Origin of the sequence: Stenotrophomonas sp. NPDC047960 (genome assembly GCF_043204395.1) — a bacterium.
Lineage (GTDB): Bacteria > Pseudomonadota > Gammaproteobacteria > Xanthomonadales > Xanthomonadaceae > Stenotrophomonas.
Window position 1 is genome coordinate 246,143 of record NZ_JBIDBX010000002.1, and the last position, 24,321, is coordinate 270,463.

The 24,321-nt window shown below is 65.7% G+C and carries 20 protein-coding genes; 13 read left to right on the forward strand and 7 right to left on the reverse strand.

The window, feature by feature from the left end; genetic code table 11:
* Nucleotides 1–57 precede the first annotated feature (57 nt).
* Complete coding sequence (locus ACGFZ3_RS06745) at nt 58–516, forward strand: VOC family protein (RefSeq protein WP_392918203.1); 459 nt, start codon at nt 58–60, stop codon at nt 514–516.
* Here ACGFZ3_RS06745 and ACGFZ3_RS06750 read toward each other — a convergent pair.
* On the reverse strand, nt 441–1,352 hold the full coding sequence (locus tag ACGFZ3_RS06750; protein ID WP_392918207.1) for a LysR family transcriptional regulator: 912 nt from the start codon (nt 1,350–1,352) through the stop codon (nt 441–443). The two genes, ACGFZ3_RS06745 and ACGFZ3_RS06750, sit on opposite strands and share 76 nt — an antisense overlap.
* Before the next feature lie 104 nt (nt 1,353–1,456).
* On the opposite strand from ACGFZ3_RS06750, the gene ACGFZ3_RS06755 reads away from it, so the two are divergent.
* A complete protein-coding gene (locus ACGFZ3_RS06755) occupies nt 1,457–2,509 on the forward strand; it encodes an NAD(P)-dependent alcohol dehydrogenase (RefSeq protein ID WP_392918210.1) in 1,053 nt (350 codons plus the stop codon).
* Nucleotides 2,510–2,703: 194 nt separating this feature from the next.
* Here the strand turns inward: ACGFZ3_RS06755 and ACGFZ3_RS06760 are convergent, their stop codons facing one another.
* The gene (locus ACGFZ3_RS06760) at nt 2,704–4,068 is read right to left on the reverse strand and encodes a glutamate--cysteine ligase (protein WP_392918213.1); all 1,365 of its coding nucleotides are present in this window, start codon (nt 4,066–4,068) and stop codon (nt 2,704–2,706) included.
* Between the two features lie 238 nt (nt 4,069–4,306).
* Here ACGFZ3_RS06760 and ACGFZ3_RS06765 point away from each other — a divergent pair, with 238 nt between their 5' ends.
* Together ACGFZ3_RS06765 and ACGFZ3_RS06770 are read left to right on the forward strand one after the other, a co-directional pair.
* Entirely contained in the window at nt 4,307–5,131 is an 825-nt protein-coding gene (locus ACGFZ3_RS06765) for a helix-turn-helix transcriptional regulator (protein WP_392918216.1), read from the forward strand.
* A gap of 101 nt (nt 5,132–5,232) precedes the next feature.
* On the forward strand, nt 5,233–6,210 hold the full coding sequence (locus ACGFZ3_RS06770; protein WP_392918219.1) for an MBL fold metallo-hydrolase: 978 nt from the start codon (nt 5,233–5,235) through the stop codon (nt 6,208–6,210).
* A gap of 59 nt (nt 6,211–6,269) precedes the next feature.
* On the opposite strand, the gene yihA is transcribed toward ACGFZ3_RS06770, so the two are convergent.
* Entirely contained in the window at nt 6,270–6,893 is a 624-nt protein-coding gene (gene yihA / locus ACGFZ3_RS06775) for a ribosome biogenesis GTP-binding protein YihA/YsxC (RefSeq protein WP_392918222.1), read from the reverse strand.
* Between the two features lie 155 nt (nt 6,894–7,048).
* Here yihA and ACGFZ3_RS06780 point away from each other — a divergent pair, with 155 nt between their 5' ends.
* The 7 genes from ACGFZ3_RS06780 (at nt 7,049) to betA (ending at nt 15,575) form a co-directional block, all read left to right on the forward strand.
* On the forward strand, nt 7,049–7,849 hold the full coding sequence (locus ACGFZ3_RS06780; protein ID WP_392918225.1) for a c-type cytochrome: 801 nt from the start codon (nt 7,049–7,051) through the stop codon (nt 7,847–7,849).
* 108 nt (nt 7,850–7,957) lie between these two features.
* Nucleotides 7,958–8,605, forward strand: coding sequence for a thiol:disulfide interchange protein DsbA/DsbL (locus tag ACGFZ3_RS06785; protein WP_392918228.1), 648 nt, complete (start codon nt 7,958–7,960; stop codon nt 8,603–8,605).
* Nucleotides 8,606–8,711: 106 nt separating this feature from the next.
* On the forward strand, nt 8,712–9,542 hold the full coding sequence (locus tag ACGFZ3_RS06790) for a thiol:disulfide interchange protein DsbA/DsbL (protein WP_392918231.1): 831 nt from the start codon (nt 8,712–8,714) through the stop codon (nt 9,540–9,542).
* Between the two features lie 53 nt (nt 9,543–9,595).
* Nucleotides 9,596–10,333, forward strand: a complete 738-nt coding sequence (locus ACGFZ3_RS06795) for an endonuclease/exonuclease/phosphatase family protein (protein ID WP_392918887.1) — start codon at nt 9,596–9,598, stop codon at nt 10,331–10,333.
* Nucleotides 10,334–10,412: 79 nt separating this feature from the next.
* Nucleotides 10,413–12,392: a choline BCCT transporter BetT gene (betT, locus tag ACGFZ3_RS06800; protein ID WP_392918233.1), complete on the forward strand. Its 1,980-nt coding sequence runs from the start codon at nt 10,413–10,415 to the stop codon at nt 12,390–12,392.
* Between the two features lie 37 nt (nt 12,393–12,429).
* Nucleotides 12,430–13,902, forward strand: a complete 1,473-nt coding sequence (gene betB, locus ACGFZ3_RS06805; RefSeq protein WP_392918235.1) for a betaine-aldehyde dehydrogenase — start codon at nt 12,430–12,432, stop codon at nt 13,900–13,902.
* Between the two features lie 2 nt (nt 13,903–13,904).
* Nucleotides 13,905–15,575 (forward strand): choline dehydrogenase, encoded by a 1,671-nt coding sequence (betA, locus tag ACGFZ3_RS06810; RefSeq protein ID WP_392918238.1) that lies wholly within the window; start codon nt 13,905–13,907, stop codon nt 15,573–15,575.
* A gap of 3 nt (nt 15,576–15,578) precedes the next feature.
* Here betA and ACGFZ3_RS06815 read toward each other — a convergent pair whose 3' ends face one another.
* A complete protein-coding gene (locus ACGFZ3_RS06815; RefSeq protein ID WP_392918241.1) occupies nt 15,579–16,457 on the reverse strand; it encodes an EamA family transporter in 879 nt (292 codons plus the stop codon).
* 134 nt (nt 16,458–16,591) lie between these two features.
* Complete coding sequence (locus ACGFZ3_RS06820) at nt 16,592–17,071, reverse strand: VOC family protein (RefSeq protein ID WP_392918244.1); 480 nt, start codon at nt 17,069–17,071, stop codon at nt 16,592–16,594.
* 280 nt (nt 17,072–17,351) lie between these two features.
* Between ACGFZ3_RS06820 and fhuE the strand changes: the two genes are divergently transcribed.
* Nucleotides 17,352–19,529, forward strand: coding sequence for a ferric-rhodotorulic acid/ferric-coprogen receptor FhuE (fhuE, locus tag ACGFZ3_RS06825; protein ID WP_392918246.1), 2,178 nt, complete (start codon nt 17,352–17,354; stop codon nt 19,527–19,529).
* Nucleotides 19,530–19,680: 151 nt separating this feature from the next.
* Here fhuE and ACGFZ3_RS06830 read toward each other — a convergent pair whose 3' ends face one another.
* Nucleotides 19,681–22,551, reverse strand: a complete 2,871-nt coding sequence (locus ACGFZ3_RS06830) for a TonB-dependent receptor (RefSeq protein ID WP_392918248.1) — start codon at nt 22,549–22,551, stop codon at nt 19,681–19,683.
* Nucleotides 22,552–23,208: 657 nt separating this feature from the next.
* Here ACGFZ3_RS06830 and ACGFZ3_RS06835 point away from each other — a divergent pair.
* Nucleotides 23,209–23,757: a hypothetical protein gene (locus ACGFZ3_RS06835; protein ID WP_392918251.1), complete on the forward strand. Its 549-nt coding sequence runs from the start codon at nt 23,209–23,211 to the stop codon at nt 23,755–23,757.
* A 104-nt stretch (nt 23,758–23,861) separates the two neighbouring features.
* Here the strand turns inward: ACGFZ3_RS06835 and ACGFZ3_RS06840 are convergent, their stop codons facing one another.
* A complete protein-coding gene (locus ACGFZ3_RS06840) occupies nt 23,862–24,269 on the reverse strand; it encodes an ExbD/TolR family protein (protein ID WP_392918253.1) in 408 nt (135 codons plus the stop codon).
* Nucleotides 24,270–24,321: the final 52 nt, after the last annotated feature.

Consider the following 24,321-nt stretch of genomic DNA (forward strand, 5'->3'; position numbering starts at 1 on the left):
ACGTGTACCGTGGCGGTCATACAGGGCCTGACCGCTCCTTTCCGCAGAGGGTTTCGCATGGAATTTCTGGTCAACATCGATGTGGACAATCTCGATGCGGGGCTGGCGTTCTATACGCGCGCCTTCGACCTGCATGTGGGGCGGCGCTTCGGAAGCGACGGCGTGGAACTGCTGGGTGGACCGGCACCGATCTACCTGCTGGCCAAGGCTTCAGGCAGCTCGGCCACACCACAGGTGCGCGACCGCCGCGATTACCGCCGGCATTGGACGCCGCTGCACCTGGACTGGGTGGTGGATGACCTGGATGCCGCCCTGGCCCGCGCGGTAGCCGCTGGCGCACGCGTGGAACAGCCGCCGGCCACCCACGCCTGGGGCCGGATCGCCCTGCTCGCCGATCCGTTCGGCCATGGCTTCTGCCTGCTGCAGTTTCTCGGCCGTGGCTACGACGAGATCAGCGAACCCGTCCAGGGGCCGCGCAGCATGTCCACGAACGCGCGCAATGCCGAGGACATCTGACGCTGGCGGGGGTAATACAGCACCCAGCCGGCGAACGGTTCGCTCCAGTCTTGCAGCACCGCCACCAGCCGGCCGTCGTCAAGGTACGGGCGCGCGGCATCCTCAAGCACGTAGGCCAGGCCCAGGCCATCCAGCACCGCCTGCAGGATCGTGTGCTGATCCCCGAGCGTGAGCCGGCCCGGCACTTCGATGTCCAGCGTCTGCCCATCACGCTCGAACTGCCACTTGTACAGATGGCCGCTGGCGAAGCGAAAACGCACGCACTCATGCTCGACCAGTTCACGCGGGTGCAGTGGCACCACCCGCCCCTGCAGGTAAGCCGGCGACGCCACGATCAGCCCGCGCAGCGGCGGCCCCAGCGGCACCGCCACCATGTCTTCCGGCACGAACTCATGCAACCGCACGCCGGCGTCGTAGCCCTCGGCCACGATATCCACCAAGCCATCATCCTGCGCCACCTCCAACCGCACATCCGGGTGCACGCGCAGGAAATGGGCCAGGCGAGGTCCCAGCTGGGTGTGTACCGCCGCGCGGGTGGCATTGATCCGCAACAGCCCGGCCGGCGCCGCACGGAAGTGGTTCATCTCTTCCAGCGCGTCATGCACCTGGCCCAGTGCCGGCTGCAGGCGATCGAGCAGCCGCTGTCCGGCCTCGGTCAGCGCCACGCTGCGGGTGGTACGGTGGAACAGGCCTACCCCCAACCGCTCCTCCAGCGCGCGGATCGCATAGCTCACCGCCGAGGTCGACAGCGCCAGTTCCGCCCCCGCGCGGCGGAAGCTTCGGTGACGGGCCACCGCCGCGAACGCGGCCAGGTGGGTCAGGTTGTCAGTGGCCACGATTGTGCAGTCTGCCTTGATGAAGCATGCCGATATCCTGACTGTATACCCATGGGAACCGGGCGTATTGTAAAGCGCCTTTCCATAAAACCCAGGATATTCCCATGTCCCTTGCCCATGGCTACGCCGTGCATGACCAGACCGCGCCGCTGGTGCCGTTCTCCTTCGAACGCCGCGCCGTCGGTGCCGACGATGTCCGCATCCAGATCCTCTACAGCGGCATCTGCCACTCCGACCTGCACCAGGCCCGCGACGACTGGGGCGGCGCCCGGTTCCCGATGGTCCCGGGCCACGAAATCATCGGCCGGGTCACCGACGTCGGCGCCAAGGTCACCCGCTTCAAGGTCGGCGACTTCGCCGGCGTCGGCTGCATGGTCGACTCCTGCCGCCATTGCGACGCCTGCGACCACGACCTGGAGCAGTACTGCGAAAAGGGTCCGACCTACACCTACAACAGCCAAGAGCGCGGCAGCGACCAGCTCACCTACGGCGGCTACTCCGACCATATCGTGGTCGAGCAGCGCTTCGTGGTGAAGGTGTCCGACACGCTCGACCTGAAGGCCGCCGCCCCGCTGCTCTGCGCCGGCATCACCACCTACTCCCCCCTGCGCCACTGGAAAGTCGGCCCCGGCCAGAAGGTCGGCGTGATCGGCCTGGGTGGCCTCGGCCACATGGGCGTGAAGTTCGCCAAGGCGATGGGCGCCACCGTGGTAATGATCACCACTACCCCGGAAAAGGGTGCCGATGCCAAGCGCCTGGGCGCCGATGAGGTGCTGGTCTCGCGCGATCCGGCGCAGATGAAGGCCCACGCCAACAGCTTCGACTTCCTGCTCAACACCATCCCGGTCAGCCACGACACCAACCCGTACATGCAGCTGCTCAAGCGTGACGCCACCATGTGCCTGGTGGGCGTGATCACCGAACTGGACCCGCCGCTGATGGGTTCCAGCGTGATCTTCGGTCGCAAGCACGTGACCGGCTCGGCGATTGGCGGCATGGCCGAAACCCAGGAAATGATGGATTTCTGTGCCGAACACAACATCGTCAGCGACGTGGAAGTGATCGACATCAAGACCGTCAACGACGCCTGGGCGCGCATGGCGAAAAACGATGTGCGGTATCGGTTCGTGATCGACATGGCAACGTTGGCGGCATAACCGCGTTTGCCAACCGCATCGCGCAATGCATGAGGGGGCGGCCGGCGGGCAGCCCCCGTAGCGACTGTCAAAAACATGGATGTTTTTGACAAGCCTCCATGGACGGATTCACGGCGTGTCGCGTAGGGGGCTGACCGCCGGCCGCCCAGCACGCAGCAACAGAAACGCTGCTCTCAGCGACCAACCAAGAAGAATCAGTAAGCGAACTGCTTGAACACCGGGTCCACGCTCTGGTTCCACTCACCGTGGTACAGCGCCAGCTTGCGCTCGGCCGGGGTGATACCCGACGCCACGATCTCCTGCAGCACATCCAGGAAGTGGCTTTCATCCTGCCCGTCCGCATTGCGCGCCGCGCGCCGCTTCAGGCCCGCGATCGCGATCTTCAACGCCTCGGCCGCCAGGTCGCGCACCGTGCCACCGCGGAACGGCAGGTTCAGCGCATGCTTCGGTACGCCATCGCGCAGCGCATGGCGCTCTACCAGAGTGAAATCACGCACCAGGTCCCACGCCGCATCCAGCGCGGCATCGTCGTACAGCAACCCCACCCAGAACGCCGGCAGCGCGCACAGCCGCGCCCACGGGCCGCCATCGGCGCCGCGCATTTCCAGATACTTCTTCAGACGCACTTCGGGGAACGCCGTGGTCATGTGATCCGACCAGTCGCGCAGCGTCGGCAGCTGGCCAGGCAGCACCGGCAGCTTGCCCAGCATGAAATCGCGGAAGCTCTGCCCACTGGCATCGTGGTAGACGCCATCGCGGTAGGAGAAGTACATCGGCACATCGAGCAGGTAATCCACGTAACGCTCGTAACCGAAGCCATCCTCGAACACGAAGTCGAGCATGCCCGTACGGTCCGCATCCGTGTCCGTCCAGATGTGCGAACGGTAGCTCAGGTAACCGTTCGGCTTGCCCTCGGTGAACGGCGAATCGGCGAACAGCGCCGTGGCGATCGGCTGCAGCGCCAGCGACACCCGGAACTTCTTCACCATGTCCGCTTCGGTGGCGTAATCCAGGTTCACCTGCACCGTGCAGGTGCGCGTCATCATGTCCAGCCCCAGCGAGCCGACCTTGGGCATGTAATCGCGCATGATGCGGTAGCGGCCCTTGGGCATCCACGGCATCTCCCCGCGCGTCCACTTCGGCTGGAAGCCCATGCCCAGGAAGCCCAGCTCCAGCTCCGCCGCCACCTGCGCCACCTCGTTGAGATGCGTGCCCGTTTCCACACAGGTCTGGTGGATGCTTTCCAGCGCCGCGCCCGACAGCTCCAGCTGCCCGGCTGGCTCCAGCGTGACCGACGCGTTGTCGCGCAGCAGCGCGATGGTGCGGCCGTTCTCCTGCACCGGCGCCCAGCCGAAACGGGTCAGCCCGGTGAGCAGCGCCTCGATACCCCGGTCACCCTCGAAGGTGGGCGGGCGCAGGTCGTCCAGCCGGAAGCCGAACTTCTCGTGTTCGGTGCCGATGCGCCACTGCGCCTTGGGCTTTTCGCCGGAGGCCAACGTGGCGACCAGTTCATTACGGTCGGTGATCGGCGTCTCGGCGACGTGGCTGGGGCTCGACAAGGGGAGGCTCGCAGGAATTCTGGACTGGACGGGGATGTGGGGCTGATCGCCCTGCATCGCAAGGGCGCAGTATAGGGTGGCCGTTCCAGCCGTCATGCCACCGTGACGGTTTTCAGCATCCTACTGGGTGGGACTTGACCGCCCGCCATGCCCGCCGCGCCTGGCGTGCGCGCCCCCCGGCCCGGTGACCGCCAGCGGCATGGCACGGCGGCTTGGCCGATACTGCACGGTAATGGACATGCCCGTTACCCTCGATCCGCTGCTGGCCGAGATGGCCAGCCTTGCCGACTGCCAGCGCGCGGGCGGCTATGCGTGCGTTACCGCGCGCCGCGAACACGGCGCCCAGTCGGTGGACATTCCGCAACCGCAGTTCGCCATCCTGCTGCAGGGTCGCAAGCAGGTGCGCACCGCGCACCAGACCCTGCAGCTGGTGCCCGGCGATCTGTTCCTGATCACCCGACGCTGCCGGATCGACGTGGTCAACACGCCCGATCCGCAGAGCGGGCTGTACCTCAGCGCGATCGTGCCGCTGTGCGCCGAAGCGTTGTCCGCCGCGCGCGTGCTGTGGAACGAGCCCTTGCCCGAGGCCGGCGATGTACTGGCGAAGCTGTCACTGCACGACCATGCCGACACCCTGCGCCAGTGGCGGCACGCGCTTGAGCACGCCCGGTACACCGAAGCACGGCTGGCACTGGCAGCACTGGTGCTGGCGTTCTGCCGGCTGGGCCATGGCAGCCTGCTGGTGGCGCCCGAACCCAGCCTGGGCGAACGCATCCGCGACCTGATTGCGGCCCAGCCCGAACGCGACTGGCAATCGCGCGATTTCGAAGACCAGCTCGGCCTCAGCGGCGCCACCCTGCGCCGCCGCCTGGCCAGCGAGCAGTCCAGCGTGCGCGAGCTGATCGCCGATGCGCGCCTGGCCCACGCCATGAACCTGCTCTACACCACCCAACTGCCGCTCAAGACCATTGCCGCGCGGGTCGGCTACCGCTCGACGGGCAGTTTCAGCAAGCGCTTCGCCGCGCGCTACGGGCTGGAACCGACAGCGATCGGCAACAGCTGAGCGCACCGCGAGCGTTTCGCCGCGCATTCTGAGCGGAACGCCGCGCCCGCCCCGCGCACCCTGCAGGTACCGCGGCGCTGCCGCCTTGTATGGAAACGATCATGTCCCTCCCCCGTGTGCGTGTCCTGGCCGCCGCCCTGCTGCTGGCCACGGTTGCCGTACCTGCGTTCGCCACCACCACCCACCACCCGCTGGAACAGGTACCCGGCGTTTACCACCAGCAGATCGGCGAACTGGACGTCACCGCCCTGTTCGACGGCACCGTGGCGCTGGGTCGCTCGGAACTGGTCGGCATCGCACCGGGCGCGGTCACCCGCCTGCTCGACCACCGCTACGTGCCCGAAGACGCCAAGGGCCTGCAGACCGCAGTCAATGCCTACCTGATCCAGCGCGGCAACCACCTCACCCTGGTCGACACCGGCACCGCCGGCTGCTTCGGTCCGGGGCTGGGCCAGGTGCTGGGTAACCTGCGCAAGGCCGGCTACGACCCGGCCGACGTGGATGATGTCCTGCTCACCCACGCCCACCCGGACCACCTGTGCGGCCTGCTCGATGCACAGGACAAGGTCGCGTATCCCAACGCCACCGTGTGGCTGTCCGACGCCGATGCGGCCTATTGGCTGGAGCCGGCCAGCGAGGCCGGCGCGCCGCAGGGCGTGCGTTTTGCTTTCGCCCTTGCCCGCGAGGCCGTGGCACCGTACGTGGCCAGCGGCAAGCTGAAGCGCTTCAGCCCGGCCCAGGCGCTGCCGAACGGCGTCACCGCGCTGGACAGCCACGGGCATACCCCGGGCCATGTGTCCTGGAAGATCGAGGGCGGTGATGGGCAGGCGGTCCTGGTGTGGGGCGACATCGTGCACTTCCACGCCGTGCAGTTCGCCCAGCCACAGGCCGCCTATGAGGCCGACAGCGACCGCACCGCAGCCATTGCCAGCCGCCGCGCGATGATGGCGCAGGCCGCCGATGGGGGGTGGTGGGTCGCCGGTGCCCACCTGCCGTTCCCGGGGTTGGGCCATGTCCGCCGGGAAGGCGACGCGTTCGCGTGGGTCCCGGGCGAATTCGCGCCGTTATCGGCGCGGTGAATGTGTACCGACCAACGGTCGGTACCTACCGGTCACCCTACCCTCGGTCGGGTGACGGGTTACGCCGCGTCGGGCGCCGGCGTGTTGAGGCCCAGCCAGCCGCCGATGATCCCACGCGCCTCGTCCACGCCCTGGCGGGCCGGGCCGGAGAAGGTCTGCACGCTGACGGTGTCGCCAAAGGCGGACTGCAGTTCCTTGCGCACCTTCTGCAGGGCAATGCCCTGCTGCCCACGGCCGAGCTTGTCGGCCTTGGTCAGCAGCGCGTGCGCCGGCAGCCCGCGCCGGACCGCATAAGCCAGCATCTGCCGGTCGTAGTCCTTGAGCGGGTGGCGGATGTCCATCACCACCACCAGCCCGCGCAGGGCCTCGCGGGTGCGGAAGTACTGGTCGATGAAGGCCTGCCAGTGCGCCTGCAGGTCCAGCGGCACCTTGGCGTAGCCGTAACCGGGCAGATCGACCAGCTTGGCGTCCGGGGTGACTTCGAAGAACACCAGCTGCTGGGTGCGGCCGGGGGTCTTGGAGACCCGGGCCAGGCTGTTCTGGCGGGTCAGGGCGTTGAGGGCACTGGATTTGCCGGCGTTGGAGCGGCCGGCAAAGGCCACTTCGGCCCCCACGTCATCCGGCAATTGCCGGGTATTGTGGGCCGAGAGCAGGTAATGGGCGCGTTCGAGGAGCAATGACATGGGCATAGGATCGCATGTCCGGGCTCGCCGCGTGCTGCCGGTCACGGGTTTTGCCGCACTGCCGCGTTGACCCCGGCGTGAAACGGCATGGATAATCGGGCAATCCCCGCGTGTGCAGCCTGCACACGCCAGGCCGGTCCACACGGAGCTTCCGCATGCGCCATGCTCGCGTTCTTGCCGTTTCCGCTGTTGCTGTATCGTTGCTCGCCGCCGTTGCGTACGCCCAGACCGCAGTGACCCCGCTGCCGGACAACACGCCGGTGAGGACGGCGTCGCTCGAAGTCGATTTCAGCAAGACCACCTGGGGCGATGCCAAGGCGGGCCAGACCAAGGCTGCCGCGTGTGCGGCGTGCCATTCGGCCGATGGCAACTCGACCGTGGAGATGTACCCCAGCATCGCCGGCCAGAGCGAGCGCTACGCTGCGCAGCAGATGGCCCTGATCGCCAATGGCCAGCGCACTTCCGGGGCGGCGGCGGCGATGGTGCCGTTCGTACAGGACCTCACCCCGCAGGACATGCGTGACATCGGTGCGTATTTCGCAACGCAGAAGGCCAGCGCAGGGCTTGCCGATGACAGCCTGGTGACCGAAGGTCCGCACAAGGACAAGAAGTTCTACGAAATCGGCCAGCAGCTCTACCGCGGCGGTGACGCCCAGCGTGGCATTCCGGCGTGCATGGCGTGCCATGGTCCCACCGGTGCCGGCAACCCGGGCCCGGCTTACCCGCACGTGGGCGGCCAGCACGCCTCGTATGTGGCGCGGCGGCTGCAGGAGTACCAGGCCGGGGTCACCCAGCAGACCGACAAGGCGCACTTCCAGATCATGGCCACTATCGCCAAGTCGCTGACCGAACAGGAAATCCAGGCACTGGGCAGCTACCTGCAGGGCCTGCACAACCGCGCCGACGACGTGGCCGCCGCCGCGCCGCGTTCGGCCCTGGGCGGCGCACGGCAATGACGGCGTGCCAGAACCGATGACAGATGCGCCCCGCCCAGGCGGCGGGTTATGTTCACTGCCACGCCGGCACTGGGCCGGCGTTGTTTTTTCCGATGGAGATGGATGTAGATGACGTTGCTGCCCCGCCTGATGCTGTTGCTGCTGGCCCTGAGCCCCCTGTCCCTGCTGGCCGCGCCCGCCCCCGCCGCACTGGTGGAAGGCAGGGATTACGCCGTGATCGAAGCGCCCGGCCCCTTTGCGCCGCTGGCCGGCAAGATCGAAGTGGCGGAAGTGTTCGGCTATACCTGCCCGCACTGCGCCCACTTCGAGCCGCTGCTGCAGGCCTGGCAGAAGAAGCTGCCCAAGGACGTGCGCTTCACCCCTGTGCCGGCCGTGTTCGGCGGCTACTGGGATTCCTATGCCCGTGCCTACTACGCGGCCGAGCAGCTGGGCGTGGCCAAGCGCAGCCATGCAGCGATGTTCGACGCACTGCATGAAAAGGGTTCGCTGCCCCTGTCCAACGTATCCCCCAAGGAGCTGGCCGGCTTCTACAAGGACTACGGCGTGAACGAACAGCAGTTCACCACCGCATTGAAGAGTAACGAAGTGGAAGCCAAGCTGGCCGTGGCCAGATCCTTCGCCCAGCGGGTCAAGGTGCAGGGTACGCCGTCGCTGGTGATCAACGGCAAGTACCTGGTCAAGGGCACCTCGTTCGAGGAGATGCTGCGCAACGCCGATGCCCTGATCGCCCGCGAACGCGCCGCGAAGGCTCGCTGAACCGTCACGCACCCTGCACGCGGCGCCCCGGCGGCCGCGTGTCATCATTCCCCCCTGGCCGGCGCCCGATGCGCCGGCCCCAACATGCTCTGCTGGAGACGCTTCGATGAAGACCCGTTTCGCCCTCATGCTCATGGCCCTGCTGCCGATCCTGGCCGCCTGCAAGGCCCAGGATGGCACCGCCAACACCGCCGCCCCGACCGAGCCGGCTGCGCCGACCAGCACCCCGGCGGCTGAAACCGCCCCGGCCCCGACCGAGGTTGCGCCGGCCGCCAGCGGCGAAACCGCCGCCGCCGAAACTGCTGCTGCCGAAGCCACCACCCCGGCACCGGCACCGGCCTCCTCGCAGCCGGTGGGCCCGGCCCCGGTAGAAGGCACCGATTACGTGGTCATCGCCAATGGCAAGCCGTTCCAGCCGGCCACCGGAAAGATCGAAGTGGCAGAAGTGTTCGGCTTCGTCTGCCCGGCCTGTGCCGCGTTCCAGCCGCTGATCGGGCCTTGGAAAGCCGGCCTGCCGAGCGATGTGAACTTCGTGTACGTGCCGGCCATGTTCGGCGGTACCTGGGATGACTATGCCAAGGCGTTCTACGCCGCGCAGGCACTGGGACTGGAAGACAAGACCCACGAAGCGCTGTACAAGGCCATCCACGTCGACCAGGCCCTGAAGGGTGAGCGCGGCCGTGATTCGGTGCAGGATATCGCCGCCTTCTACGCCAAGCACGGCGCCGATGCCAAGCAGTTCGAGGCCACCATGTCGAGCTTCGCGGTGAGCGCCAAGACCAGCGCTGCCAAGCAGTTTGCGCAGCGCAGCCAGATCACCGGCACCCCGTCGGTGATCGTCAACGGCAAGTATCTGGTCAAGGGCAAGAGCTTCCCGGACATGCTGCGCATCGCCGATCACCTGATCGCCCGCGAACGTGCCGCCAAGGGCAACTGAGCATCCAAGAGCAAGCAACCGTCGTGACTTCCCCCAACACGCGGACCCTGCGCCTGCTGACGGCCAACATCCAGGCCGGCTCAAGCACCCGCCGCTACAGCGACTATGTGACCCGCAGCTGGTCGCATGCCCTGCCGGCGGGGCGCAAGCGGACCAGCCTGGACGCCATCGCCCAGCTGGCCCGCGGTCACGACATCGTCGGCCTGCAGGAGGCCGACCCCGGCAGCCTGCGCTCGGGCTTCACCAACCAGACCCACTATCTGGCCGAGCGCGCCGGCTTCAATTACTGGAGCCATCAACCCAACCGCCGCATGGGCGGGGTGGCTTCCAGTGCCAACGGCCTGTTGAGCCGGCTGGAACCGGTGGAAGTCCAGGACCACGCCCTGCCCGGCCGGATTGGCGGGCGCGGTGTGCTGCTGGCCAAGTTCGGAGACGGCAACGAGGGCCTGGCAGTGGCCGTGGCACACCTGTCACTGGGCACCAACTCGCGCATGTCACAGTTGGCCTTCATCGCGGATCTGTTGTCCGAGCATTCCAACGCTGTGCTGATGGGCGATTTCAACTGCCTTGCCGAACGTCCGGAAATGCAGGTGCTGTACCAGAAGACCAACCTGCAGCCGCCCGGCTGCGCGGTGCCCACCTTCCCAAGCTGGCGGCCGGACCGGGCCATCGACCACATCCTGCTCAGCAGCGGCCTGCAGCAACGCAGTGCCGAAGCGGTACCGGCGGCGTTCTCCGATCACCTGGCACTGGCCATGGAGATCGATGTGCCGAACCACGCCCTGCGCTGATCGCGTAAACGGGATGTCCACAGCGCGTATGCGCTAATGCGTGGGGTCTGCCGGCAACGGCACTGTGAGCCCTTCATCCATGAACATCGTGGAGACGCCTCCCAGCGAGGTGCGCACGCTTCGACCCGTCTTCCTGCTTGCCGCCACGATCGTGGCGGCATTCGCCATTCTGGTCACCGCGTTTCCCATTCCCTCCGGCGTTCTTTTGCTGGACGCGCAGACCTGGGCATCGCGCAATGTGGGCTGGTACTACCTGCTGGCGATGACCGTGTACCTGGTGTTCGTGGTCGGCGTGGCGCTGTCGGGCTACGGCCAGGTGAAGCTGGGCGCGGACCATGACGAACCGGAGTTCAGCTATCTCTCGTGGGCCGGCATGCTGTTCGCGGCCGGAATCAGCATCACCCTGTTCTTTTTCTGCGTGTCCGAACCACTCACCCATTATCTGCAGCCGCCACAAGGCGGGGTGGGCGGTGGCGAAGCCGGCGCGCGCCAGGCCATGCAGCTGCTGTTCCTGCACTGGGGCCTGCACGGCTGGGGCGTGTTCGCGCTGGCGGCGATGGCGCTGGCCTACTTTGCGTACCGCCACAACCTGCCGCTGGCGCTGCGTTCGGCCCTGTACCCGTTGATCGGAAAACGTATCAACGGCCCCATCGGTTACACCGTGGATGCACTGGGCATCGTCGCCACCGTGTTCGGCATCGGCGCGGACATGGGTTTCGGCGTGCTGCACCTCAATGCCGGCCTGAACGTACTGCTGCCTATCCCGCACGCCCCGTGGGTACAGGTGGCGCTGATCGCGCTGATGATGGGCGCGGCGATCATCGTGGCAGTCTCCGGCGTGGAGAAGGGCGTGCGCTGGATGTCGGACATCAACATGCTGCTGGCCATCGCACTGCTGCTGTTCATGCTGTTCGCCGGCCCCACCCAGTACCTGCTCAGCACCCTCATGCAGAACCTGGGCGACTACCTGGGCAATGTGGTGGGCAAGAGTTTCGATGTGTACGCCTACGGCGGCCGCGCCGACTGGCTGGGTAACTGGACCGTGTTCTACTGGGCCTGGTGGATCGGCTGGGCGCCGTTCGTGGGGCTGTTCATCGCGCGTATTTCGCGCGGCCGGACCATCCGCGAATTCGTGTTCGGCGTGCTGCTGATCCCGCTGGGCTTCACCCTCGCGTGGCTGTCGATCTTCGGCAACAGCGCGCTCGACCAGGTACTTCACCACGGCCAGGAGCACCTGGCGCAGATGGCGGTGGACAACCCGCCCACCGTGCTCTACGCACTGCTGGACAGCTACCCGTGGAGCCGCGCGGTGATCACCGTGACGGTCATCGTCAGCTTCATCTTCTTTGTCACCTCCGCCGATTCGGGCACCGTCGTGCTGTCCACCCTGTCTTCGCATGGCGGTGCGCCCGAGGAAGATGGGCCACGTTGGCTGCGGGTGTTCTGGGGGGTGATGACCGCGCTGGTGACCGCGGGGCTGCTGCTGGCCGGCAGCATGGATGCGCTCAAATCGGCGGTGGTGCTCGCGTCGCTGCCGTTCTCGGTGGTGCTGCTGCTGATGCTGTGGGGCTTGACCCGGGCACTGGGCGAGGAATCGCAGCGTAAAAAGGCCTCGCAATACTCGCCGATCCCGCTGATCGGCCAATCGCGCCACCAGCGTGGCTGGCGCCAGCGCATCACCCAGGCCGTGCATTTCCCGGCGCGCGACGAGGTGTACCGCTTCATGGACACCGACGTGCGCCCAGCCATCGAAGCGGTGGCCACCCAGCTGCGCGAGCAGGGCCTGGACGTGACCACCCGGTTCGAACCCGGACAGATGGAACTGGAAGTCAACCACGGCGAACAGCAGGTGTTCCGCTACCAGGTGGTGATGCGCGGTTACCTTACCCCCTCGTTCGCTGCACAGCGTTTCCGCAACCAGCGCTACTACCGCGCCGAAGTGCACCTCTATGAAGGTGGACAGGATTACGAACTGGTCGGCTACAGCCGCCAGCAGATCATCAACGACATCATCGACCAGTACGAGCGCCACCTGCAGTTCCTGCATCTGACCCGTTGAACCCGCTGGTCTCCCGACGCACACAGGAGTCATCGACATGCCCACCTTCCCCGACCAGCTGCTCTACATCGGCGGCCGCTACGTCGCCTCGCAGGGCAACCGCACCTTCGAGGTGGTCAACCCGGCCAACGGCGAGGTGCTTGCCAACGTGCACAGCGCCAACAGCGACGACCTGGATGCAGCGGTGGAAAGCGCCCATGCGGGCCAGAGAATCTGGGCCGCGCTCACCACGGTCGAGCGTTCGCGCATCCTGCTGCGCGCGGTGGCGTTGCTGCGCGAGCGCAACGACGGCCTGGCCGAACTGGAAAGCCTCAACACCGGTAAACCGCTTGGCGAAACCCGCAGCGTGGACATCGTCACCGGCGCGGACGTGCTGGAGTACTACGCCGGTGTGATGCACGGGCTGGAAGGCAGCCAGGTACCACTGCGCGAAGGCAGCTTCTTCTACACGCGGCAGGAACCGCTGGGGGTGGTCGGTGCGATCGGCGCCTGGAACTACCCGATCCAGATCGCCCTGTGGAAGGCCGCTCCCGCCCTCGCCGCCGGCAACGCGATGATTTTCAAGCCCAGCGAAGTGACCCCGCTGACCGCGCTGAAGCTCGCCGAAATCTTCACCGAAGCCGGCCTGCCCGATGGCGTGTTCAACGTACTGCCCGGCGATGGCGCGGGGGTCGGCACCGCGCTGACTGAACACCCCCGCATCGAGAAGATCTCCTTCACCGGCGGCACCGCCACCGGGCGCAAGGTGATGGCCAGCGCATCCAGTTCCACGCTCAAGGAGGTGACCATGGAGCTGGGCGGCAAGTCGCCGCTGATCATCTGCACCGATGCGGATATCGACCTGGCCGCCGATGTGGCGATGATGGCCAACTTCTACAGCGCCGGTCAGGTCTGCACCAACGGCACCCGCGTTTTCGTACCGCACGCCCTGCAGGCGGATGTCGAACAGGCGCTGCGCGAACGCGTGGCCCGTATCCGCATCGGCGACCCGCTTGCCGAAGACACCAACTTCGGCCCGCTGGTCAGCGCCGCGCACATGCGCCGGGTGCTGGCGCACATCGAGAGCGGCAAGACAGAGGGCGCGCGCCTGGTATGCGGTGGGCAGCGCCTCACCGACGGCGCGCTGGGCAAGGGCTGCTATGTGGCCCCGACCATCTTCAGCGACTGCCGCGACGACATGGCCATCGTGCGCGAAGAGATCTTCGGGCCGGTGCTCAGCCTGTTGACCTATGAGGATGAAGACGAGGCGATCCGCCGCGCCAATGCCACCGAGTACGGCCTTGCGGCCGGCGTGGTGACGCGGGACCTCAGCCGCGCACACCGGTTGATCCACCGCCTGGAAGCAGGCATCTGCTGGGTCAACTGCTGGGGCGAATCGCCGGCCACGATGCCGGTGGGCGGCTACAAGCAGTCCGGCGTGGGCCGCGAGAACGGCCTGGCCACGCTGCGAGCCTACACCCGCACCAAATCCGTCCAGATCGAACTGGACCGCTACGCATCGGTGTTCTGAATATGAAGCGCGAATACGATTACATCATCATCGGCGCCGGTTCGGCCGGCAACACGCTGGCTGCGCGCCTCACCGAAGACGCCGGCGTGAGCGTGCTGCTGCTGGAAGCCGGCGGCCCCGACTACCGCCTGGATTTCCGCACGCAGATGCCGGCCGCGCTGGCCTACCCGCTGCAGGGCCGGCGCTACAACTGGGCCTACGAAACCGAGCCCGAACCGCACATGGACAACCGGCGCATGGAATGCGGGCGCGGCAAGGGCCTGGGCGGCTCCTCGCTGATCAACGGCATGTGCTACATCCGTGGCAATGCGCTGGATTTCGACCAGTGGGCCACCTTCGATGGGCTGGAGGACTGGAGTTACCTGGACGTGCTGCCCTACTTCCGCAAGGCTGAAACCCGCGACATCGGGCCTAACGATTACCACGGCGGCGATGGCCCGGTCAGCGTGGCGACCCCGAAGAACGACAACAACGTGCTGTTCCACGCCATGGTCGAGGCCGGCGTGCAGGCCGGCTACCCGCGCACCGACGACCTCAACGGCTACCAGCAGGAGGGCTTCGGTCCGATGGACCGCACCGTCACTCCGCGCGGGCGCCGCTCCAGCACTGCGCGCGGCTACCTGGACATGGCCAAGGGCCGGCCCGGGCTGGAGATCGTGACCCACGCCACCACCGATCGCATCCTGTTCGACGGCAAGCGCGCGGTGGGCGTGCGCTACCTGGCTGGCAGCAGTGTCGACCCGATCGACGTACATGCGCGCCGCGAGGTGCTGCTGTGCGCTGGCGCGATTGCATCGCCACAGATCCTGCAGCGCTCCGGCGTGGGCGCGCCCGCATTGCTGGCGTCGCTGGGTGTGCCGCTGGTGCACGACCTGCCTGGCGTGGGCGAGAACCTGCAGGATCATCTCGAGGTCTACATCCAGTACGCCTGCACCAAGCCGGTGTCGCTGTACCCGGCGCTGCAGTGGTGGAACCAGCCGGCGATCGGGGCAGAGTGGTTGTTCGCCGGCACGGGCGTGGGTGCCAGCAACCAGTTCGAGGCCGGCGGCTTCATCCGCACCCGCGACGATTTCGCCTGGCCCAACATCCAGTATCACTTCCTGCCGGTGGCGATCAATTACAACGGCACCCATGCGGTGAAGGAACACGGTTTCCAGGCGCATGTGGGGTCGATGCGCACGCCCAGCCGGGGCCGCGTGCATGCGCGTTCGCTGGACCCGCACCAGCACCCGTCCATCCTGTTCAACTACCAGTCCACCGAGCAGGATTGGCAGGAGTTCCGCGATGCGATCCGGATCACCCGCGAGATCATCGCCCAGCCGGCACTGGACGAATACCGCGGCCGCGAGATCAGCCCCAGCGCGGACTGCCGCACCGATGCCGAGCTGGATGCCTTCGTGCGCGCCCGTGCCGAAACCGCCTACCACCCGTCCTGTTCGTGCGCGATGGGCACCGATGCGATGAGCGTGGTGGACGGCCAGGGCCGCGTGCATGGCATGCAGGGCCTGCGTGTGGTGGACGCCTCGATCATGCCGCGCATCATCACCGGCAATCTCAACGCAACCACGATCATGATGGCCGAGAAGATCGCCGACCGCATCCGGGGCCGCGAACCGTTGCCGCGCAGCACGGCCACGTACTACGTGGCCGGCGATGCGCCGGTGCGGCGCTGACGGTTACCCCACCGGTTGGGTCAGCACCGGTTCGCGCCGCTTGGCAGTGACCGTGCTGCCAATCGACGCCGCCACCGTGCAGCCGATCGCCGCCCACTGCAATGGGGTCAGGTGTTCGGCCAGCAGGCCCATCGCCAGCAGCGCGGCTACCGCCGGTTCCATGCTGATCAGGATGCCGAAGGTTTCCTTCGGCAGGCGCTTCAGCGCGGCCATTTCCAGTGACATGGGAATCGCGCTGGAGACCACCGCCACGCCCAACCCGAACAGCAGGATCTTCGGGTCCAGCAGCGCCATGCCGGCGTGCGCCACGCCCACCGGCACCACGACCAGCGCAGCCGCACACAGGCCCAGCGACACCGTGTGCCCGGCATGCAGGTGGCCGGCACGCTTGCCGAAGATGATGTACAGCGCCCAGCACACCGCCGCGCCCAGCGCATACAGCACGCCGCCCAGGTCCAGCGGTTCGCCATGGCCCAGCGGCAGCAGCAACAGCAGGCCGGCAGCCGCGCAGCCCACCCAGACAAAATCGATCGGCCGCCGTGAGGACCACATCGCCACCGCCAGCGGCCCGCAGAACTCGATGGCCACCGCGATGCCGAACGGAATCGTGCGCAGCGCCATGTAGAACAGCAGGTTCATCACGCCCAGGGTGATCCCGTAGCGGAAGATCGCGCCCGCATCGGCGCGCGTGGTGGTCCAGCGCCACGGCCGGAACACCGCCAGCAGTACCAGCGCGGAGAAGCCCACGCGCAGCGCGCTGGTGCCCTGCGCGCCGATCACCGGGAACAGCTGTTTGGCGAACGAGGTGCCCACGGCAAGTGCGGTCACCGAGCCGAGGACGGCAAGGACGGGGAACAGCGTGGAGAGGCGCGACGAAGTCATCGCGTGAGGATACCCGCATGCCAGCGCAGCGACACGCCACGCGTGTCCCGCGCGGTGCCGGATGCTACGTGGGACACGCATGGCGTGTCGCTACGTGGCCCTCGGGCATGTCGTCTTCGCCTGCAGGCGTGCCGTCACCCCTGAACTGCCGCCTCGATCTTCGCCACGTCGATCTTCTTCATGGTCATCATCGCCTCGAAGGCGCGTTTTGCCACCGCCGGGTCAGTGCTGTTGAACGCCTCGGTCAGCACCCGCGGCGTGATCTGCCAGGACAACCCCCACTTGTCCTTGCACCAGCCGCAGTCGCTCTCCTGGCCACCGTTGCCTACGATGGCATTCCACAGACGATCGGTCTCGGCCTGGTCGTCGGTGGCGATCTGGAACGAGAATGCTTCGCTGTGCTTGAACGCCGGCCCGCCGTTCAAGCCGATGCAGGGAATGCCGACTACGGTGAACTCCACGGTCAGCACATCGCCTTTCTTGCCGGACGGGAAGTCGGACGGCGCGCGATGCACGGCCTGCACCGAACTGTGCGGGAAGGTGGCGGCATAGAAGGCGGCGGCTTCCTCGGCGGCGCCGTCGTACCAGAGACAAAGCGTGTTCTTGGCGATCATCGGACATTCCTGGGAACGGGCCGCGGCCCGGGTGCGCCCACCGTAGGCCTGGCCACGTTAAGGACCGGTGGGTCACTCACCCGAAACCGATGGACATTGCGGATGGGACTGATTCGCATTACCATGATGCGATCCCGTTCGCGCCAGGGAGGCGCACGGCGATCAGTTGCCAAAGCCCGTGCCGCTGCACCGCACCCGCTCGTCGCGTACTGCCCCCACCGTCCGCAGCGCCCGGCATCCGAGGATCGCCGCCTGGTGCGCCGCCGCCCAGGAACCGCTGATGCCCCGTACCGCCGCTGTGCTGACCCGCCCCCTGCCCCACGGCCGCCTGCCGCAGGCGCTGCTGATTGCCCTGGCCACGTTTGCCGCTGCCCCGGCGTTCGCGCAGGATGCCAGCCCCGACGCCACTACCTTGGACAAGATCGTGGTAAAGGGTGAGCGCGCGGAAGGCTATTCGGTCCGCCGCACCTCCGCCGGCACCCGCTTTGATCTGGCCCCGCGCGAGATTCCGCAGTCGGTGAGCATCATCAGCCACCAGCGCATCGAGGACCAGAACCTCGACGACATCATCGACGTGCTGGCCAATACCACCGGCGTGAGCAGCACCCAGTCCGATACCGAGCGCACCGAGTTTTACTCGCGCGGCTTCTATATCGACAGCTACCAGTACGACAACCTGCCTACGCAGATGGTGCAGAACTGGAGCTACGGCGATTCCGGCCTGGACCTGGCCCTGTATGACCGCGTGGAAGTGGTGCGTGGTGCCACCGGCCTGCTGACCGGCGCGGGCAACCCGTCGGCGTCGGTCAACCTGATCCGCAAGCACGCCGACAGCGCCGAACTGACCGGCAGCGTGTCGGTCAACGTCGGCAGCTGGGGCCGCACCCGCAGCACCGTGGACGTAACCACGCCGCTGAATGCCAGTGGTTCGGTGCGTGCACGCGTGATCGGCAGCTACCTCGACACCGAATCGCAGATGGACCGCTACGACCAGCACAAGACGCTGGGCTATGCGGTGATCGACGCCGACCTGACCCCGGACACCCAGCTGAGCGTGGGCTACGACTACCAGCAGAAGCGCGCGAACGGCGCCACCTGGGGTGGCTTCCCGATGCTGTTCTCGGATGGCAGCCCGACCCCGTATGACGAGACCTTCAACTCGGCCGCCAAGTGGACCTACTGGGACACCACCAGCAAGCGCGCGTTCGCCACGCTGGAACACGGCTTTGCCAATGACTGGAAGGTTCGCATCGGCGCAACCCATGACGAAACCAAGGCCGACGACAAGCTGTTCTACCCGGCCTACAACGACTGGGTGAGCGGTGCCTCGCTGTTCGACCCGGTGACCGGTGCCGGCGTGTCCCCGTCGGCCGGCTTCTACAACACCGAGCGCAAGGTCGACGCCGTCGACGGTTACGTGGAAGGTCCGTTCCAGCTGTTCGACCAGGAACACAAGGTCATGGCCGGGCTGAGCTACAACAAGCGCGACTACGCCAACTACGGTGACTACCAGGTCGGTGGCCCCGGCCTGCCCTGGGATCCCTTCAGCAGCTACCTCGGCTGGAACGGTGACATTTCCGAACCGAACTGGGTGGGCACCCTGCCGCTGCAGAGCGAAGGCACCATTACCCAGAAGGCCGGCTACGCCGCTACCCGTCTGTCCTTGGCCGATCCGCTCAAGCTGATCCTCGGCGCGCGGTACACCGACTGGAAGAGCGAGGGCGAAGGCTCGGATCGTTCGCACAAGGAAACTACGCCTTATGCGGGCCTGGTCTACGACCTCAACGACACCTGGACCACCTACGCGGCGTACACCGAGATCTTCCAGCCGCAGACCGCGCGCGACCGCAACGCGACCTACCTCGATCCGGTCGACGGCAAGAGCTACGAAGTCGGCGTCAAGGCCGCCTGGTTCGACAACCGTCTGAACGCCTCTCTGGCCGTGTTCCGCATCGAACAGGACAACGTGGCCCAGGTCACCAATGAGCCGATTCCGTCGCGTCCGGGCGAGTTTGCCTACATCGGCGCACGCGGCACCGTCAGCCGTGGTTTCGAGCTGGAACTGAACGGTGAACTGGCCCCGGGCTGGAACGGTACCTTCGGCGCCTCGCGTTACGTGGCCAAGGACATCAACGGCGCGGACATCAACACCAACCTGCCGCAGACCACCATCAAGCTGTTCACCAGCTACACCCCGCAGTCGCTGAGCGACCTCACCGTGGGCGGTGGCGTGAACTGGCAGAACGGCATCTACTACCCGGTGCCCGCGTACGGCCGCATCGAGCAGGACAGCTACGCCCTGGTCAGCGCCTTCGTGCGTTACCGCCTGGCCCCGCAGTTCAGCGTGCAGGCCAACCTCAACAACCTGCTGGACAAGCAGTACTTCTCGCAGATCAACGGCTACGGTGCCTACGGCGACGGCCGCAACGGCTCGATCACCTTTACCTGGTCGTTCTGATCGTCACCCGACCGTGGGTCGGGTGGCGGATTGACCCCGCTAACACCCGACCGTGGGTTGGATGACGGATTGACCTCGGTAGCACCCGACCGTTGGTCGGGTGGCCGGTAACAAGCAGAAAGCCGGGCAATGCCCGGCTTTCTGCGTTTCATCAGAACCGCAGGTCCGCGCGCAGGTACCAGTAACGCCCCTTCGGGATGTCGTAGGTGGACGCGTCATACCCGTTCAACGAGCACGACAGGCAGATCGGCGGATCCTTGTCGAACGCGTTGTTCAGGCCTGCGCTGAGCTGCAGGCCCTTCATCCAGTCGAACTTGTAGCCCACCTGGAAGTCATTGTAGGTGGTTGCCGCCAGTTCGTTGGTGCCTGCCGCCTGGTCGCTGCACACCGGGAACGCGGCGGCGTCGCCGCACTGCTCGGTGAGCTTGGAGATGTGGCGCACGGTCCACGACGCATTCCAGTTGGCCATGTTCCAGCTCAGCGACGCGTTGCTGGTCCATTCCGGAATCGAGCTGTCGGTGACTTCCACGCCCGGTTCCTGCGGCTGCCGCTGGCCTGCTGCACCCACTGCCTCGTAACGGCCGACGAAGGTGTTCTGCCAACCGATCTTGAACTGACCCACGTCGGTCTGCGGCAGCGTCCAGAACAGGTCCACGTCCCAGCCGTCGGTCTTGATCGAGCCCAGGTTGGTGAGGCGGTTGTTGAAGCCGCTGACCGCGCCGGTGGAGGCACGGGTGATACCGCCGCAGTACAGCGGGTCCAGCGTGTCCACGCATAGGTCGAGCTGGGTCTGGGCGTTGATGGCCTGGATGGCGCCTTCGATGTTGTGGCGGTAGAAGGTCACTTCCACGTCGAAGCGTTCGGACCACGAAGCGTTGTTGCCGAACCACGGGCTCCATACGAAGCCGGCGCTGAAGCTGCGCGAGGTTTCCGGATCCAGCTGGTCATTGCCGCCGGTGGTGACCGAGATCTGCGAGTTGGCCTGCTGGAAACCGGTTGGCACGCCCAACGCCGCACAGTTGGCCGCACTGCCACGCGGCGGCGTGCCACCCAGGCCCACCGAGCACGGATCGAACAGCTGCAGGTCCGCACGCGCCGCCGACCCGTACAGCTCACCGATGGACGGTGCGCGGAAGCCTTCGGCGTAGCTGGTACGCAGCACGAAGTCGTTGGTCACCTGCCAGCGCAGGCCGTACTTGGGCGTGAACTCGCCACCGAAGGTGGAGTAGTCCGAATAGCGCCCGGCCAGGCTCAGGTCCAGCTTCTCGCCGAGGGCGCTCTTGGCGAAGATCGGCACCGCCAGTTCCAGGTACACCTCGTTGACGTCGTACGAACCGGAGGTCGGCAGCGACGGCACGCCGTTGTAGTGGCCCCGCACCGTGATCGGATCGGGCTGGTATTCGCCTTCGTACTTGCGGTACTCGTAACCGGTGGCGAACGACAGTGGCCCGGCCGGCAGCGTGAGCAGATCACTGCTCAGGTTGGCGGTGAACAGGGTCAGCTCGTTCTGGCTGCGGTCGTGCACTACCGGCTGGATCCAGTCCAGCATCGGCCGGGTGATGGTGCCGGGGCCGCCGAAGATGTTCAGCGGCACGCAGCCCGGGGTAGCCGCGCAGATGGCCGGGTCACCCAACGCGATGTTGGCGTTGTAGATGTTGTAGCTGCCGTAGTTGGTCTGTTCGGCCTTGTTCTTGCTGTACATGCCGTTGATGTCCCACGACCAGCTGCGGTCGGCGGCCTGGAACAGGCCCACCAGCCCAGTGGCGAAGTAGGTGGTGTTCACTTCCTGCTCGAAGATGCGCGGCCCGCCTTCCACCGGGCGGCGGCCGATCACGATCAGATTATCTGAAGCATCAAGATCGAACCCAAAGGGGTTGTACGGATTGAGGCCAGAGATAATGATGTTGTCAGCAAGCGGATTTCCGGTCGCCCCGTCGGGGCCAAAGAACAACGGCTCCGGCGCAGCTTGATTTGTCGACTCACGGCGATTGGCCAGCGCCTTGATATACCACTGTACGTTGTCGGTGATGTCGAAGCGGAACTGGCCGAAGATGCCCTTGCGCTCGGACGGGGTCAGCAGCAGGTTGTATTCGGCGAAGTTGAAGCGGTCCGCCGTGGTGAAGCAGTGATAATCGTCAGTTCGATCACATCCACCAACTCCGTTGAAAGCCGGCGACGTCGCACCATTGTTGGGCGTGATGTTGTGTTCGATTCCAGTATTCGGATCTACAAAGCGGAACCGCCCGGTCGGAGTTGCTGAACTACCGAATGAGAGACCCGTCCCCGGGATCGGGTAACGCGACTGTTCGCGGGTGTTGGCATACACCGCGTCCTGCTTGGTCCAGCTGGCGCCCAGGAACAGGCTGTAGCGGTCGCCACTGGTGCCCCAAGCCAGGTCCACGCCCTTCTGGGTGCCATCGCCCTTGCTGTACTCACCATAGTTCACGGTGACCTGGCCGCCATCGAACTCGCGGCGGGTGATGATGTTGACCACACCGGCAATCGCGTCCGAGCCGTACAGCGACGAGGCGCCGTCTTCGAGCACTTCAATGCGCTCGACGATCGCCAGCGGAATGGTATTGAGGTCGGTGGCCGCGCCCACGCCCGAGGCGGAGGACTCATTGACCCAACGGATGCCATCCACCAGCACCAGCACGCGCTTGGCGCCCAGGTGGCGCAGGTCGACCTGGGCCGAACCGGCGCCCACGCCGCTGCCATCGGGCGGGAAGCCGAAGTTGCCCGACGAGTTGAACTTGGCGTTGAGCGCCGAACCGGAACCGGTCAGCTGCTGCAGCACCTCGCCGATGGAATTCAGGCCGGTGCGTTCGATCTCACTGCGGGTAAGGGTCTGGATCGGCACCTGGCCTTCGACCTCGGCCCGCTTGATGCGGGTACCGGTGACTTCCACCCGGTCCAGTTCGGTGGTGGTGCGGGGAGCATCCTGCGCGGTGGCAAGGGTGGGGACGGACAGCAGGCACAGCGCTACGGCAGCCGCCAAGGGGCGGTAATGCAGGTTGTTCATTCGCTCTCTCTCCAAAGGAATGGCTTGCTGGGACCGCCTCGCCTCCCCCTTGAAGCGCGGCAGCGTCTCCTTTGTAAACAACCTGTAAAGATGACGGTGTGATGAGTTCGCCAGATTCACATCCATTTAACAAAATTACAGGGTTTGAAAAGCTTATGCCGGTGCAGCCCTTAGAACCTGACGATCGGAAAACCGGACTAACGGGCGTAGGGAAATTCTCAATTTTTCGATATTGCGACGCTAGCATCAGATTCACACGTGCGGCAGACAGATATATGGCACTCCCCACGCCCATAAGTATCAAGGAGCGTCCGCATGAGAGTCACAGTAATCCAAGCAGCGTTTGCAGCAGCCGTGATCTTTTTTTGCTCGATCAGTGACGTGAGGGCAGGCGGGCTAATCGAGTGCAACAACTGCGCATCACCTAGAGACGCAGCCCTGCTCACGGGGGCCGGGTTGACAGTGGTTATGGACTTTGACGGAGCTAAACTCACAGCATTCAATGTCGAGTATGACCGCGAGCTTAGAAAGTGGCGCGCTTTACCCACTCCCGTTCCGCCTCAGATTCAGTTGTCATTTCTTCGAGTAGTGGATGCCACTACTAGCCTACAGCTGCGTAGCTCCAAGGTTGAGGTAGCGTCAGGGGGCGGACCCGTCTTGTTCCTGCATCCCGACAACCCAGGGAATACAAATTCGATCACTTTTCCGGATTCGTACAGGTCATCGAATACATTCGACGTGGTGCAGTCAAGCACCCTGCGCACTCGACTGGGACAGTATCTTGCCGCCGAGATCTCTGGAGCAAACACGGACAGCCCCAACTGGAATGCGCTCGCCGAATCCATACAGCAGCAAGTGCTGACATGGTCAGGCTTAAAGGGCGGCGGAACTATTACAATTATTATCACATGGGGTGATGGCTCAAAAACCATCTACAAAATTACGGCAACCAACGTCACGGAAGCAGCGTACGTTAAGGGGGAGAGCCGCGATTCCACCGGGAACAAGGTTCCGGACGAATCCATTTCAGACCCCGCGACCGCGCCAAGCTATGCGGGTTCGTACTACTTCGGGCAGACGAACGATATGAATCGCTGGATTCGCTCCGCTCAACAGTACGGAGTTCCGGTTACTGGATCCACTTCGGCAGGAAATAGAATGTCATGCGCATGGGACGGGCGCACGGTGACCTGCAAATTGGACTGAGCACCTCGCGTAGAATTACGGGCCATCCTGCTTGGCCACAGCTGAGTTCTGCCTGGATTCCCGGCCCCTCACAGGGCCGGGAATAGACAACTCTGGAATACAGCTCAAGGGTTCACGAACGCGATCTTTTCCATGTGCGCGTTGTTGGCCGCTGCCAACACCTTGGCCATCACGTCGTACTCGGCGTTGGGGTCGGTGGCGATGCGCAGTTCGGGAACGTTGCCGGTGTTGGCCTGGGCGGCGTCCTGCATGCGCTGCTGCAGCGAGCTGACCGCAACCATCTCTCCATTCCAGCTGACCTGGTTGCTGGCGTCCACGCGCAGCTCGATCGGCGGCGGCGGTGCGGTGGGCGGTACCACGGTGGTGGGTTGCGGCAGGTTGACCGGGATGGGCATGGACACCATCGGGGCGGTCACGATGAAGATGATCAACAACACCAGCATTACATCCACCAACGGGGTGACGTTGATGTCGGCCAGTGGTACAGAGTTGCCTGCTGCACTGAATGCCATGGTGTGGTCCTTGTTGTCGGGTTCCTGCGGGCCGGCCAACGGCCGGGGCTGG